The organism is Leucobacter sp. GX24907 (assembly GCF_053567335.1).
In genome coordinates, this window is sequence record NZ_JBSGPD010000001.1 from 365150 (window position 1) to 380000 (window position 14851).

At 64.7% G+C, this 14851-nt stretch carries 10 protein-coding genes; 6 read left to right on the forward strand and 4 right to left on the reverse strand.

The window, feature by feature from the left end:
* The first annotated feature begins 9 nt into the window (after window positions 1-9).
* On the forward strand, window positions 10-1377 hold the full coding sequence (locus tag ACUYV6_RS01815; protein WP_449276932.1) for a TIGR00366 family protein: 1368 nt from the start codon (window positions 10-12) through the stop codon (window positions 1375-1377).
* A gap of 108 nt (window positions 1378-1485) precedes the next feature.
* Here the strand turns inward: ACUYV6_RS01815 and ACUYV6_RS01820 are convergent, their stop codons facing one another.
* Both ACUYV6_RS01820 and ACUYV6_RS01825 read right to left on the reverse strand, forming a co-directional pair.
* Window positions 1486-2265 carry a FadR/GntR family transcriptional regulator gene (locus ACUYV6_RS01820; RefSeq protein ID WP_449276933.1) on the reverse strand — a complete coding sequence of 260 codons (780 nt, stop codon included), beginning with the start codon at window positions 2263-2265 and terminating at the stop codon, window positions 1486-1488.
* Window positions 2266-2533: 268 nt separating this feature from the next.
* A complete protein-coding gene (locus ACUYV6_RS01825) occupies window positions 2534-3289 on the reverse strand; it encodes an acetoacetate decarboxylase family protein (RefSeq protein ID WP_449276934.1) in 756 nt (251 codons plus the stop codon).
* Between the two features lie 183 nt (window positions 3290-3472).
* On the opposite strand from ACUYV6_RS01825, the gene ACUYV6_RS01830 reads away from it, so the two are divergent.
* A complete protein-coding gene (locus ACUYV6_RS01830) occupies window positions 3473-4168 on the forward strand; it encodes a GntR family transcriptional regulator (protein ID WP_449276935.1) in 696 nt (231 codons plus the stop codon).
* Between the two features lie 152 nt (window positions 4169-4320).
* On the opposite strand, the gene ACUYV6_RS01835 is transcribed toward ACUYV6_RS01830, so the two are convergent.
* Window positions 4321-5181, reverse strand: coding sequence for a substrate-binding periplasmic protein (locus ACUYV6_RS01835; protein WP_449276936.1), 861 nt, complete (start codon window positions 5179-5181; stop codon window positions 4321-4323).
* Window positions 5182-5258: 77 nt separating this feature from the next.
* The gene (locus ACUYV6_RS01840) at window positions 5259-6032 is read right to left on the reverse strand and encodes an acetoacetate decarboxylase family protein (protein WP_449276937.1); all 774 of its coding nucleotides are present in this window, start codon (window positions 6030-6032) and stop codon (window positions 5259-5261) included.
* 281 nt (window positions 6033-6313) lie between these two features.
* On the opposite strand from ACUYV6_RS01840, the gene rplK reads away from it, so the two are divergent.
* The 4 genes from rplK to ACUYV6_RS01860 all read left to right on the forward strand — a co-directional run bounded on the left by rplK (window position 6314) and on the right by ACUYV6_RS01860 (window position 14758).
* On the forward strand, window positions 6314-6742 hold the full coding sequence (gene rplK / locus ACUYV6_RS01845) for a 50S ribosomal protein L11 (RefSeq protein ID WP_119073702.1): 429 nt from the start codon (window positions 6314-6316) through the stop codon (window positions 6740-6742).
* 11 nt (window positions 6743-6753) lie between these two features.
* Window positions 6754-7443, forward strand: coding sequence for a 50S ribosomal protein L1 (gene rplA, locus ACUYV6_RS01850; RefSeq protein ID WP_449276938.1), 690 nt, complete (start codon window positions 6754-6756; stop codon window positions 7441-7443).
* A gap of 256 nt (window positions 7444-7699) precedes the next feature.
* Complete coding sequence (locus ACUYV6_RS01855) at window positions 7700-8812, forward strand: serine/threonine-protein kinase (protein ID WP_449276939.1); 1113 nt, start codon at window positions 7700-7702, stop codon at window positions 8810-8812.
* A 9-nt stretch (window positions 8813-8821) separates the two neighbouring features.
* Entirely contained in the window at window positions 8822-14758 is a 5937-nt protein-coding gene (locus ACUYV6_RS01860; protein ID WP_449276940.1) for an Ig-like domain-containing protein, read from the forward strand.
* Window positions 14759-14851: the final 93 nt, after the last annotated feature.

Consider the following 14851-nt stretch of genomic DNA (forward strand, 5'->3'; position numbering starts at 1 on the left):
AGAAGAACAATGACGTTAACTGAAACTCAACAGAAGCCGACCGGAGGGCGCCTGCTCCGATCAGTGAACTCATTCGTGGAGCGGATGATCCCGTCTCCACTCGTTTTCGCATTGGTCCTTACCATGATCGCCATGGTGATGGCGTTGACGATGACGCCGTCGGGCCCGGTGGACGTGATCACCAGCTGGGGCGATGGCTTTGCCGGATTGCTCGTGTTCATGGCTCAGATGGCGTTGATGCTGCTATTCGGCGGTATGGTCGCGAATACCCGGATCGTGAAGCGGGGGCTGGTCGCACTCGCGTCGTTTCCACGTGGTCGCGTCTTCCCGTATGTCTTCATCGCCTTCGTAACGCTGGCGCTGACGATGCTCAACTGGGCTGTCGCGCTCGTCGCTGCGGCACTGATCTCGAAGGAGATCGCAGCAGTATCGAAGAGGCGCGGCGAACCAGTGCACTTCCCATTGCTGATCGCCGCCGCATACATGGTGATGCTGACTTCTCAGATGGCGCCGTTCGGTGCGATTCCGCTCACCGCCGCGACGGAGGGCAGCTTTGTCGAGGAAACGTTGGGTCGCACCGTTCCGCTCGCCGAATCGAGCTTGAGCCCTCTGAATCTGATTGCTATCGTGCTGACATTCGCAGTGGTGTGCGCCACGATCGGCCTGATGGCGCCGAAGCGTGATCAGCCGGTCGACGCTATCGGTGATTTCTCTACAGAGACGTCCGAAGACGACTTCCGTCCGTCGACGTTCGGTGAGCGTTTGGACGGTGCGAGGCTGATCACCCTGCTCCCGGGGTTGGCGTTGCTGGTGTATGCCGTCGTATATTTCATCGACGGAGGGTCCGTCGAGTTGGACATCGTCAACTGGATTCTTCTCGGCGTCGCCCTGTGCTTCGCGGCCAATCCTCAGGAGATCACCAACCTGGCGAAGAGGTCTGTTTCGAATGTCAGCGACATCTTGCTGCAGTTCCCGATCTACGCGGGAATCATGGGGATTATCGGCGGAACCGGATTGGGCGCAGTCATCACTGATTGGTTCGTACAGGTCTCGACCTTCGAGACCTTCCCATTTTTCGCGTTCCTCTCGGCGGCGATGGTCAATTTCTTCATCCCGAGCGGTGGCGGCCAGTTCGCGGTGCAGGGCCCTATCATGCTCGATGCGGGTACGGCACTCGGTGTCGACCCGGGAGTAACCATCATGGCCTTCTCGTACGGTGATCAGTTGACGAACATGATCCAGCCGTTCTGGGCGCTTCCACTGCTCGCAATGGCGGGATTGCGCCTACGCGCGATACTGGGGTACACGATACTCATCATGCTGGTCACCGGCATCGCTTGGTCGATCCTGCTATTGGGTACCGGTTTCACGATGTAGAGGCGAATGCAGTTCTCGTCGAAGCTCTGTGAGCCGCGCGGACGACCTTGATGCTGTGCAGATCTCGGCGTCGAGGGTCGTCCGCGCAGGGCGCCGCTGTCGGCGGGTCTATTTGCCTTCGAGTGGAAAGATGGACAAGGGGAGATCCTCGACATCTCTTTGTTTGAGCGCCTCGTCCTGGACAGAAGCGTTGTACTTGACGTGCTTCACCAGTGCCGCCACGGCGCGCGAGGCATCCTGGTCGGCGATGGCATCTGCGATCATCTGGTGCTGGTTGAGCACGATGTCGCGCGACACTGTGTCGATCACGATCGTATTGACCGCCGGGCGAGTGAGATGGATTGCCATCATCACGAACTCGATGATCGGATTCTTCGTCGCCTGGGATACGGCTGTGTGGAATGCAACGTCAAGATCGAACCACTCCTGAGCGCTGACGCCGGGTTCGCGCGCAGTATCGATCGTGGCCTGGATTGCCCGGATATCTTCGTCAGTACGATGCTCCGCCGCATACGCGACGCTGATGGTTTCCAGTTCCTGACGGGCCTCTCGAACCTGTTGCAGAGTGACATTGCCCGTTCGATACCAGAGCCGAATCGCGTCGCCCAGTTGAGCCGCTACTTTATTCGCGCTCGGAACGGTGACGAAGGTTCCTCCTTGACCGCCGCGAACTGATTCGACGAGGCCCGTCGCTGCAAGGAGTTTCAGCGCCTCTCGCGCCGTAGCCCGAGAAACTTCGAAGGTCTCAGCAAAGTCCTGCTCAGACGGCAAGCGCTCACCCGGGCGCCAGGTGCCTTCGTTAATTGCCGCACGAAGTTGCGTAGCGATCTGCCCTGATGCGTCGCGTCGTGACAGTGTCTCGGGCTTGAAGGCTGGCCGCACGGTCATGATGCTCGCTTTCGGGTGACTAAGGCTATAGATCTGCCTACTGCCCAGCCTACTTCGTAACGAGTGCGAGCGTCCGGGGGCACGTTCTCCCGCTCGCGCACCCTCGGCGAGGGAAGAATAATCGCTGATCTATCCCAGATTTACCGTAGAAACTCTTCCCTCGCGGGTGTTCCCTCGAGGGTGTCCCCTCGTCTCTGCGGGAAGCCAGCCCAGGAGGGATGCCTCATCAGGGAGTGAGCGCGAGGTGCAGGCTTGCGGAAGCTCCGGCTCAGAGCTCGACGGTGTCGATGACGCGGTTCAGGTGCATGTCGAAGTTCTGATCCTCGATCTTGCCGGCCAGTACCTCGAAGTTTCCGAGGGGCGCGAAGGTATCCCGAGGGGCCTCGAAGAAGTCAAGACGTTCAACAATGACTTCCTGTGCGATGCTCGCCTCGAAGTCGCCGAGCACGACCTGTTCAACCTGCGCGTGGGTCGCCGGCCCGTCAAGCGCGGGGCCGAAGCGCCGCACCTGAATAATGCCGTCCGAGACGTCGGGTGCGCCGTACTCCGCGGTCCAGTCGGGTGCAGGCCTGTCTGGGTTCACGACGGCGATCTGCTGCGAGATCAAGGCGTCGTCGCGAGAGGCGCGCATCTCGTGCCTGCCGTCGATCTCGGTCCAGGCGATGCTGGCCGACTTCTTCGGGAAGGCGACGTCCTCGCGCCCGGCAGCGAGCCCGCTGTCGTAACTGAAGTACTCGACGCTGCAGTGCTTGGCGGTCAGCCCCTGATAGGAAATCGGGAAGTTGATGGAGGTGTTGTAGCCGGAGAGCAGGCGACCGTTCTCGATCGTGTCCCAGGAGAGCCAGTTGATGTATGCGAAGTCGCCGGTGACTTCGAGTGGTGCCGGTACGAGGTTCCGTGCTGTCCCGGGCTGCAGCCGAACGAGGGTCGTCATACGCTTCGCGTTGCGGAACGGGAGGGGCCAGGCCGGGACGAGGGGGCTCCAGGAGGGGGTCTGCAATGTGTAGAGCGGTGATGCAGTCATGTGTGAACATCCTCCGATGTGCAGAGTCATGGCAAGTGCGAACAGTCTAACATTTCACTCTGTTCATCTGTTACATTTTTAAGAACGGCGGGCGGTGGGATAGCTTCACTACAATGAGGATCGCCGTGACCCCGTCAGCGGCGGGCATCAGATTCCCCGTGAACGACAGAATGGACATGCAGCGTGGCAGCAGCGGCCTCCGGTGAGAGCCTCGGCGCTCGGGCGTACCGTGAGATCTGGCAGCGGATCGTCCACCTCGATTTCCCTCCGCTCTCAGTGCTCGACGAGAAGCAGCTGAGTGCTGAGCTCGGAGTCGGGCTCTCTCCTACGCGACAGGCTCTGCGTCGTCTCGAATACGACGGCCTGATCATGATCTTGCCCCGCCGCGGCACCCTCACCACTGAGGTGAGCCTCAACGCCGTGCAGTGGCAGCTTGAGATTCGAACCGAACTCGAACCGTTGGCCGGGCGGCTTGCCGCGGCTCGCGGAACGGCGGAGGAGCATCGTGCCCTGCAAATGCACCTCGAGGGGATCGAGCAGCTCGCCGCGTCGCAGAACACCTTCGATGCTCAGATGCAGTTCACCGATATGGATCGTGATCTCCACCGCATGATTTACGCTCAGACGCGCAACCCCAGTCTGATCGCCGACCTGAACCGGCACTTCGCGCATGCTCTGCGCATCTGGTTCTACTGCCATCGTGCTCGGCCGAACACCGGTGCCACCTTCACGCTGGGCGACTATGACGTGAGCTCGTACCGCGACATCGTCACCGCCATTGTCGAACGCGATGGAGATCGTGCGGCGCAGGCGATGCGCGAGCATGTGATCCGCGACACGGAAGACGCACTCTCGCAACTGCGCGGCATCGACGCCTGAGCAGGGCCAGGGTGTAGCTGGTCTTCCGGCCCGTGAGGTCGTCCGTTGCGCGCCAGGTGATCCAAGAGAATAGGGCCGCGGATCGAAGGATCCGCGGCCCGTTCTCGTGACCGCCGCGGTGAGGATTGCCCGAGCGCGGCGCTCAGTGCGCCCTAGAGTTCCCAGACCTCGTCGATCTTCGACTGCTCGGGGTCGAGACCGTAGTCTTCGAAGGCCTGCTCGATGGTGCCGTCTTCGTGCCAGCCCTTGATGGTGGCGTCGAGTGCCTCGCCGATCGAGTCGTTGTCGAGTGAGGTGACCCAAGTCGTCTGGCCGGGGCGATCGAACTCGGGAACGCCGTCGAGAGGCCCGATCTCGACGATCTGCAGGTCGCTGCCTGTTGACTCGAGTCGTGCGGTGACCGACGACTTGGATTCGATCATCGCATCGATGCGACCTGCTTCGAGGTCTTTGGTGATGGCTTCCGTGTCTTGGTACACGGTGAAGTTGTCACCGAACTTCTTCTGGAGGCTGTCATTCCAGAGGTTGCCCGCCACGGAAGAGACCTTCTTGCCCTCGAGGTCGTCGACCGTGAGGCCATCCTTGGAGATGATCGCCGCGAGATCCAGCGAGTGCGGGTAGCTCAGGTTCACGAGCTTGGCTCGCTCCTTGGTGCGGTACCAGTCGGTGATGCCGACATCGGCGCGCCCGCTCTGCACAGAGGGGATCACGGCGCTGGCGCCACCGGCCGCTGACACGACGAGGTCGAGGCAGTTCTCGTCGGCGAACTTCGTGATGAGGTCGCCCTCCCAGCCGGAGAGCGTCTCATCGTCTTCGATGACGACGTAGGGTGCGACCTCGTAAGCGCCGACGACGAGCTCGCCGGGGTTGATGGTCTCGAACTCGTGAGCCGGAGTGCAGTCGCCGTCGCTGCTGGCCCCTTCCGAGGAGCAGGCCGCGAGCGACGCTGCGGTGATGACCGCGATGCCGCTGAACGCGAGCACGCGACGGATCTTGTGTGAGGCAAGTGACATGGTGTGTTTCCTGTTCGTTGTATTCGGGAGAAGTTTCGGAGGCCGCTGCCAACGCGAGCTCGGCGATGCCGTCGGCGTCAGTCGGCCGGCTGATTGACGAGTGAGTCCAGTACCACCGGGGTGCCGTTTGCCGCGGTCGCTGCGAAGTCGCCGACGGTGTACTCTCCACCGAGCACCTCGAGTACGTGCAGCGGTTGGCCGTCGAGAAGATCTGAGCCGACATCGATCTTTCCGATCGTTGCCTGTGCGCGTCCGAGGCGACGCTCCCTCAGTGCGAAGTTGGCTGCGGTGTTGCGCATCGCGATGTCGAACTGGGAGAACGACGGGCCGTTGACCTCGGGAACTGCTCGAGCCTGAATGGTGGGGGTGAGGTCGACGTCGTTCCAGGCTTCGCCGGTGACGCTGTCGTCGAAGTCGAGTGCGAGATCGAGGATCGGCATGTCGTAGTCCCAGATCTTCGCCCGAACCCCGCTGTCGGTGGTCTCGAGTGAGAACTTGGCGTAGCGCTTGGGGTATCCCCACAGTTCACGACCGGCAGCCGTGCTCCAGTGCTGATCCTCGAACTCGAAGAAGTAGTTGCCGCCACGGTGCTCGCCGTATGAGATGGGCAGGATCATCCCGCCGTCGAAGTAGCCGCCCTGCGTCATCGTGCAGTTCGAGAAGTCGGCCACGGTCAGCATGAAGACATCGCTTGTCAGTTCGAAGGGGGTGACGCCGGCGAGCCGGGTGAGTTGGTCGCGGTCACCGCGGCAGTAGACGTTCAGCGTCGCGAGGTCGGGGCACTCGTACTGCTGGTCGCCGGGGTCGAATCCGAGGAACCGGAAGAACGTCTTCGGGTCGTAGGTTCTCATCGCACTCCTTCGTGGGTTAGTAATTCCAGTGACTACTATATAGAAATTTCAGAACGTCATCGAACGATTGTATGCACGAGATCCGAGGATCGCGACAGAGATCCACCGGAACTCCAGGATGCCGATCCCGCAGAGATCAGGTATTCTTGTCTGGTTTGCGTCTCACGCGCGTCAGCATCATGCCGATCGTCGTGGGAACGTGAACTGCACCGCACGTCGGAACGGCCGGCGCAGCGGGAGAACACGTGCAGCACGTGCGCGTTCGAAGAGAGGAATCAACTATGGCTAAGGCCAAGAAGGTCACCGGTCTGATCAAGCTTCAGATCGCTGCCGGCGCCGCCAACCCGGCACCCCCCGTGGGTCCTGCCCTGGGTCAGCACGGCGTCAACATCATGGAGTTCTGCAAGGCGTACAACGCCGCGACCGAGTCGCAGCGCGGCAACGTCGTGCCGGTCGAGATCACGGTGTACGAGGATCGCTCGTTCACCTTCGTCCTGAAGACTCCCCCCGCCGCCGAGCTGCTCAAGAAGGCCGCCGGCGTTCAGAAGGGCTCGGGCACCCCGCACACCGTCAAGGTCGCGAAGGTCACCGCCGAGCAGGTCCGTCAGATCGCCGAGCAGAAGCAGGCCGATCTCAACGCGAACGACCTGGACGCGGCATCGAAGATCATCGCGGGCACCGCTCGCTCCATGGGCATCACGGTCGAGTAAGGGGCAGATCAATGGCACAGAAGTCGAAGGCGTACCGCGCCGCTGCCGAGAAGATTCAGGCAGGCAAGTTCTACACTCCCGCTGAGGCCGTCGCCCTGGCGAAGGAGACCGGTTCCACCAAGACCGACTCGACCGTCGAGGTCGCAGTCAAGCTCGGTGTGGACCCCCGCAAGGCGGACCAGATGGTCCGCGGCACCGTCAACCTCCCGCACGGCACCGGTAAGACCGCGCGCGTCATCGTGTTCGCAGTGGGCCCGGCCGCCGAGGCCGCGATCGCTGCGGGTGCTGACGAGGTCGGTGGCGACGAGCTGATCGAGAAGGTGGCCGCCGGCTACACCGATTTCGATTCGGCCGTCGCGACTCCCGAGCTCATGGGCAAGGTCGGACGACTGGGTAAGGTGCTCGGCCCCCGCGGCCTTATGCCGAACCCGAAGACCGGCACCGTCACCCCCAACACGGCCAAGGCTGTTGAAGACATCAAGGGCGGCAAGATCGAGTTCCGCGTCGACAAGCACGCCAACGTGCACTTCATCGTCGGCAAGGCCTCGTTCTCGGCTGAGCAGCTGCAGGAGAACATCTCCTCGGTGCTCGACGAGATCTCGCGTCTGAAGCCGTCGTCCTCGAAGGGCAAGTACGTCATCAAGGGCGCCGTGTCGACCACGTTCGGCCCGGGCATCCCGCTCGACGTCGCGGGTCTGTAAAGACCGTATGAGCCGTGCTCTCGGCTCAGCACAGCGCATCGGAACGGCCCTCGCTTCGGCGGGGGCCGTTCCGTCGTTGTCGGAGGCACTTCGCTGCGACGTGCGTATGAAATGTCGATCTTCGCGGTATGAGGAGAACATCTGGCGTATTATGCTTGCTTCGTGATCACGACCTGCTCCGATGCGCGCCAGGGGCGTGGCGCCGTCGAAGTCGGCCCCGCTTCGGGCACTCGAGCGATCCTGCCCGTTCAGCCCGATGGCTAAGGCGGCGGTGTCGCCCCCGCCGCAGATCTCGGGCTTCGGATATGTGCGACCGCTGGGGTCGGGAGGGTTCGCGCACGTCTACCTCTATGAGCAGGACATGCCGCGACGGGTCGTTGCGATCAAGGTGCTCGAAGAAGATCTGCAGGCGCCCGCCGAGCGGTCTGCGTTCGAGGCCGAGGCGGATGCGATGGCCAGACTGTCGAGCCACCCGTCGATCGTCTCCATCTTCCAGGCGAGCGTCGCGACCGACGGCCGCCCGTACATTGCGATGGAATACTGTCCGGATTCGATGCGTACGCGCACGAAGGGCAAACCGGCACGGCTGGCCGAAGTGCTCGATGTCGGTGTGCGCCTTGCCGGTGCACTCGAGACTGCGCACCAGGCGGGGGTGCTGCACCGAGATATCAAGCCGTCGAACGTGCTCATTTCGACGACGGGGCGTCCGGCGCTTGCCGACTTCGGTATTGCGACGATGCGCGGTGACACCGGAACGCGCCACGCGTTCTCGCTGCCCTGGGCCGCTCCCGAGGTGCTCGAGGGCACCGAGGGCGGCACGGTGGCGAGTGAGATCTGGTCGCTGGGCGCCACCCTCTACACGTTTGCTGCGGGTCACGCGCCTTTCGAGCTTCCTGAGCGGAGCATGAACACCCAGTCGAAGATGAGCTCGCGCATCAAGAAGGCCATCTACACGCCGATTCCGGGTGCGCAGGGCTACGAGCACTTCGACGCGGTGCTCGCTCACTCCATGGGGAAGGCGCCGGAGCAACGCTTCGACTCGATGCGCGCGTTCGGAGAAGCTCTGCAGCGCTTGCAGCGCATGTACGGCTTGGATGTCACCCCGCTCGACACGGTGGCGTCGGCCTGGGTGACGCCCCCGGCGCCCGCCGGTGCGGTGCGCGGGCCGGTGGTGTCCGCCGTGCGGCCCGAGGGCGGTCGAGCGAAGCGGCGGGCTCGGTTGGCTGCGGCGTCGTCGGTTGAGGATCGCGATGGCGTGCTGATCGATCCGCCGAGATCGGCGCTGAGGGCCGGGCTCATCGGGGCCGGCATCGCTGTCGGCGCGATGGGCGTCATCGTGTTCGGCATCATGGCGATGGGCGGTTTCTAGGTGGCGGAGGTGAAGCAGCTCGGGGAGTCGCGGCGCTCGCGCGTCGTGAGTTGGATCGCCGGTGGCCTTGCATGCGCTGTCGTGCTGACGGTCGCGATCGTCGCGAGCGGGTATGACGCTCGTGAGACGCCCCGCGAGGAGCCTTCGGTGTGGGCGATGCGTTCGTCGGGTCAGTACGCGCGCGTCAACACGGAGACCGCCGAGATCGACACCGTGCGACAGGTGGAGGATCCGAACGGCGTAGTGCAGTCCGGCGCGAACGGCGTAGTGCTCAGCCATGGCAACGGACAGGCGTGGAGCATCGATCCGATTGCTCCCGCTGATTTCCAGGAGGATGCCGGGGCCGGTGCGGGTGACGGCGACTCCGCGACGGCGGCATCATCTGAAGCACCCGAGACCTCTGATGGCGCAGGAGAGGGCGCGCTGCGTACTCCCGATGGCACGCGTGAGGTGCTGCAGGCGGGCGGGGCGGTCGTGTTCCGCACGGAATCGGGTGAGGTGCATCTCAGCCGTTTCGAGGGTGAGGCGTCTGCGGCGGTGCCACTCGGCCAACCGGTGCTGCTCGATCCGCTCGCGGGCGAGCGCGCGGAGACCGAGAACGCCGATGAGCCCGAGACGTTCCAGGCCGACGCGGTCGCGATCAATGACGACGGTCGCGTGGCGATGTTCTCCTCCGGCCGTTCGGAGGTGCGCTGGTACGACGCGAAGAGCGGGGAGTTCGAGAGCGGGGTCAGCCAGACGCCCGAGGGGATTCCGACGGAACGCCTGCAACTCGCGATCGTCGGTGGCGACTGGGTGATCTTGGACCTCGAGGGCGGCGAGTTGTGGCGCGAGGGCCGCGGTGATGCGGCAGAGCTCGACCTCGAGGGCACGGCGATGCTGCAGGCCTCGAGTGCGCGTGCCGCGGGAGCAGACGCGCTCATCGCCGACGAGGCCGGTCTGTGGAGTGTGGCGCCAGACGGCGACGCCGAGCGGATCGCGGAGGCGGACGGCGTTCCCGCGAAGCCCGCTGCAGTGGGCGAGCACCGCTACGCCGCGTGGATCGGTGCCGGCGAGGGTGCGTTCTGGAACTCGGACAGTGGCGACACCCGGGCGCTCGAACTGGATGACGCCGCAGACGAGACAGGCGAACCCGATCCCGTGATCCTGAACAATGGCAGCCGCGCGCTCGTCAGCGAGCAGAGCAGCGGCATGATGTGGACCGTGCCCGATGGCCGGTTGATTCCGGTCGAGCAGTGGTCGCTCGTCGACCCGCCGAAGGAAGAGCAGGGCGCGATCGTCGTCAATGACGTGACGCAGCAGGAACCGCCGGTGGCGGTCGACGATTCCTTCGGCGTGCGCCCGGGTGAGCCGACGCTCTTGCCGGTGCTGCTGAATGACTACGACCCGAACCGGCGCGACGTGCTCACGGTGGTGCCCGATGGCCTCGGCGCGGGGCTCGACTCGGATTTCGGGTCGCTGCAGATGCTCTCTGATGGGCAGGGCATCATGATCACGCCCGCCGATGATGCGTCTGGGACTGCGACTTTCCGCTACCGCATCACCGACGGGATCGCGCTCTCGGAGCCGGCGACCGTGCGGCTCACGGTCGCCGACGACTCTGAGAACTCCGCGCCGGCGTGGTGCCCGGTCGACGGGTGTCAGCGCGAGTGGCCGAGCCCGGAGATGACTCCTGGTGGCACGCTGGTGCTACCGGTGCTCGAGGGCTGGGTGGATCCGCAGGGCGACCCCATGATGCTCGCCGGGGCGGAGCTCGCGAACGATGACGACCCGGCTCGCGTGCTGGTGACTGCGGATGGCCGTATGGCCCTGCGGCACACCGACGCGAACGCGGCCGAGGGCGAGATCGTGGTGTCTCTCACGGTCGAGGATTCGCGCGGCGAGAGCCGGGAGCGCGACCTGCGCGTGCGGGTGCGCAATGGTGCTGAGACGACGTTCTCACCCATCGCGAGCACGGTGAAGGTGGGCGAGGCGACGACCTTGCGACCGCTCGAGCGGGTGTCGGGCGGATCCGGATCGTTCGTGCTGGTGGACGCTGTGGCGCAGGATGGCGGCGTATCGGTGAAGCCGAATGCCGGAACGGGCGCCATCGAGGTGAGTGCTTCGGAGGCGGGCAGCTCGGTGCTCTCGATCACGGTGCGCGACACCGTGACGGAGTCGGAGACCACGGGGGTCATGCGCATCACCGCGGTTGAGGATCGCGGGGAGATCGGTATCCCGCCGCTGCGGGCCTTCGTACGCCCGCTTGCCGACACCACTGTTGAAGTTCTGGACGCGATCCCGGGCGCGAACAGCCGCGCGCTCGTCGTACGGTCGGCGAATGTGCTCGACGGCCAGCTGCGCGCCGATGTCATCGAGCATGCGCGGCTGCGGGTCTCGGGTGCGACCGAGAGCGGCGAACCCGGTCGGATCGGCTCGGTCGACGTCGAAGTCGCCGAGGGTGAAGACTCCGCGACTGGGCGCATGACGGTGTTCCAGGTTCCCGACAGCGCCGGAGCCATTGCGGTCGCTGATGCCGCCACGGTGCGCGCCGGTGCCGTCGTGGATATCGATGTGCTCGACAACGATGTCGCGCCTCCCGGTGAACGGCTCGTGCTGCATCCCGATGTCGGAGTCTCGGGGGCAAAGGGCGAGCTCGCGTTCGCGTCGGGCAACTCGCTGCGGTACCTGGCTCCGAAGGAACCGGGGACGTACACGCTGAGCTATACGACCTATGGCGCAAGCTCCCCGGAGGCCAGCGACGTCGGCCATGTGCGCGTCACAGTAGTGCCGCGCGAGGGCAACCGGGAGCCCCAGCCGCGCACGCTGACCGTGCGCCTCGCGCCGGGAGAGCAGACGACGACCCAGGTGCCGCTGTCGAACGTCGACCCTGACGGCGACCGTGTGCGTCTCGTCAATGTGGACGTTGCAGAGGACCCCCAGTTGAGCACCATGATCGTGCCGCGCGGCAGTTCGATTCAGGTCGAGGCCTCCGGGAAGGCGGAACCGGGCATCCAGACGATCCCCTATACCGTGCGCGACGAGTTCGGGGGTGAGGGGCGCGGCAAGCTGCGCGTGATCATCACCGAACCGGATCCGGGGGCAGGCGCCCCGATCGTCTACAGCGATTATGTGCGTCTCACGCAGGGGGCCGCCGAGCCGGCGGTCGTGCGGCCGCTCGACAACGACATCGATCCGTCGAACGGTGAACTCGAACTGCTCGAGGTGGTGCCCAACGTGCCCGGCGGGGAGGATTCTGCGCAGTACCGCAAGCTGGCAGATCGTCTCGACGCCTCTCAGATCAAGCAGGGGCGAGTGCGTATCGACGGCGGTGACGAGCTCGGCACCGTCTCGTATCGGTACACGGTGCGCTCGAAGGAGACGAAGAGCACTGCCGATGGGCTGATCGTCGTGCAGGTCTCTGCGCGTGTGGGCCAGCAGGCGCCGACGGTGCGCGACACCGTGCTCTCGGCGCGCGACCGAGTGGAGCTCGAGCGCACCGGTATCGATGTCGTCACGAATCGCGTGTACTGGGCGGCGGGTGATGTCTCGGACCTGAAGCTGTCGCTGTGGGGCAATGCGAAGAATCGCTACTCGGTCGAGGGCTCGAAGATCGTCGGGAAGTACCGTGCTGAGGGCGATCTCGTGCCCTTCCGGCTCGCGGGTAAAGATGTGACGGGCCAAGAAGTGCAATCCTTCGGGTTCCTCGTCATACCGCCGCTCGATGAGCTGCGGCTGACGCTGCGACCGGGGCTTCCCCCGATCTCGGTGGACGAGAACAAGAGCACGGAAGTGCGCGTCAACTCGATCGTCGATCTCGCCGAGGGCGACCGAGTCGAGTTGAAGCAGGGCGCCTTCCCGACCCAGCGCGGTCAGGCCCGGTGCGAGGCGACGAATGCGACGACGCTGCGCTATGCCGCGGGCAAGGAGTCGCCCTGGAACGACACCTGCACCATCTTGGTGCGGTTGACGGAGCAGAAGGCGTGGACGCAGCTCGCGGTTCCGGTGCAGATCGTTCCGGATCAGCCGGTCGCCGAACTCCAAGCGATGACTCGCACGGTCGCGCCGGGTGCCACCGAGACGATCGACCTCTCTGACATGGTGCGCTGGCAGGGCGGTCGAGATGGGCGCCTCAGCGATGTGCGCTTCACGGTATCGGGCGGTGGCGGCGCCATCGAGGTGGTGCAGTCGGGGCAGCGCGTGCAGGCAACGGTCGACGCGAACGGCGTGCCGGGGTCGCAGCAGGCGGTCACGGTGACCTCGGCAGGCGCCGGAGAGAGCAGCGCGCAGCTCACCCTGCGCGTCGGCGAGGCTCCGCGTGATACACCGCGTGGAGGAACCGTGTCGCTGCAGTGCGAGGTGGGGTCGAACTGTCAGACCCGTGCGATCGGTGTTGCGGGCGAGCACGACCCCTTCGAGGGGAAGCGGGGCAGCGGACTCGAGCTCGTCTCGGTCGATGGCGGCGGGTGCACGTACGGCCGCCTGTCGGTCTCGGGCGACAACATCGTGGTCGCCTGGGACGACCCCAAGGGGCCCGGCGGACAGTGCACCGCGAGCTTCACGGTGAAGGACGCGCAGAACCGCACCGGTGTCGGCAGCGTCGAACTCGATGCGCGCGGTGTGCCCGCCGCCCCGAGCTCACTGACCGCCGTGGCTTATGACAGGAACAGCGTCACGTTGGAGGCTCAGCTCAACAGCTCGGTTCGGGCGCACCCGGCGGTGACCGGAGTGAAGATCGTGGGCGGCCCGGGAAGCAGCTCGGACAGTTGCACGGGCAGCGGTGCCACCTATCGCTGTGTCGTGAGCGGTCTCGAGAACGGACGGCAGCATTCGTTCACCGCGGTTGCGGTGAACGGTGTGGGCGACTCGCGCCCCTCGAACGCGGTGACGGCCTGGGCGTATGAGGCGCCGTCGCGCCCGACGGTCACCTCCACCCAGGTTTCGGCGGAATCTTCGTCGCGGGCCACTGCAAAGCTCTCGATCGAAGGACGCTCGGACACCGCCTCGTACCGCATCGTGACGCAGGCCGGTGAAACCACCGCCTCCGGGCAGAACGCAACCCCCACGATCTCGGGCCTGCCGGTCGGCAGCTCGAACTACACGGTCATACCCGTGAGCCGCTTCAAGCCGCCGACGAATGCGCACTCCGTTGAGGGGTCTGCGGCGGAAGGAACGTTTCGGCTCGGCGGGAGGCCCACGGTCTCGATCAGCGATGCGCGCTCGGAGCCGCTATCGAGGAGCGTGAAGTTCACGATCAATGTCGATGCACGAGGCGGCAGCGCGGTCGAAGCAGGATTCTCGGCGAATGGCGACTGCCGACCTGGCAACGCCGGGTCTGGAGGCCCGCAACAGGCAGATGGTTTGCGGCGCTTCAAGGTCGCCGAGATTACGGTGTGTGCCCGAAACGAGTGGGGTTCGGCTGACAACACTGACTCTGCGAAGGTGCTTGTGGGTGGCAAGGTTCCAGACCTGGGGCTTCGAAGCGGGTACACGATGCAGCAGGACCCATCGCTTTCTGGAGGCATCTACACGTACGAGCTTGCCTCGCAGCCGACCTTCAGTGGAAAGCTCGATGAAGCCGAGATCCGTTTCAGCAATGGTGATGTGAATACTTTGAGCCTCACAACCTCTTCGCCGATGAACATCTCCGCAGTACAGTGCCTCGATGATTCCTGCTCGGAGCGGAGTGTCGCCGTCGAGCCCGCTCGGGGCCACCCGCGCATTCCGATCAGCGTTACGCCGACTAACGGTGAATGCGTCGTCGGCGAGACCGATTACCGGACGCTCGTCACGATCGCCGGAGGTGCGACTGCGGACAACGCCTCTTTCAGCGCCGATAGTGCAACGGGTAACCTCACTGTCTCCTGGCCAGGCTTCAGCGGACTGAATCCGTTGACCTTCAACGCGGGTTGCGCCGATCCGGAACCCGAAGAACCGCCAGAGCCTGAACCGGAGGAAGGTCCGTGATCCGCCACCCGACAGCAGCAGCGACCGGATCCTGCATCGACCTCCGACTCGGCGCATTGACGCCGTCCCAGCCCGCCGCCCGAAGCCGTACAG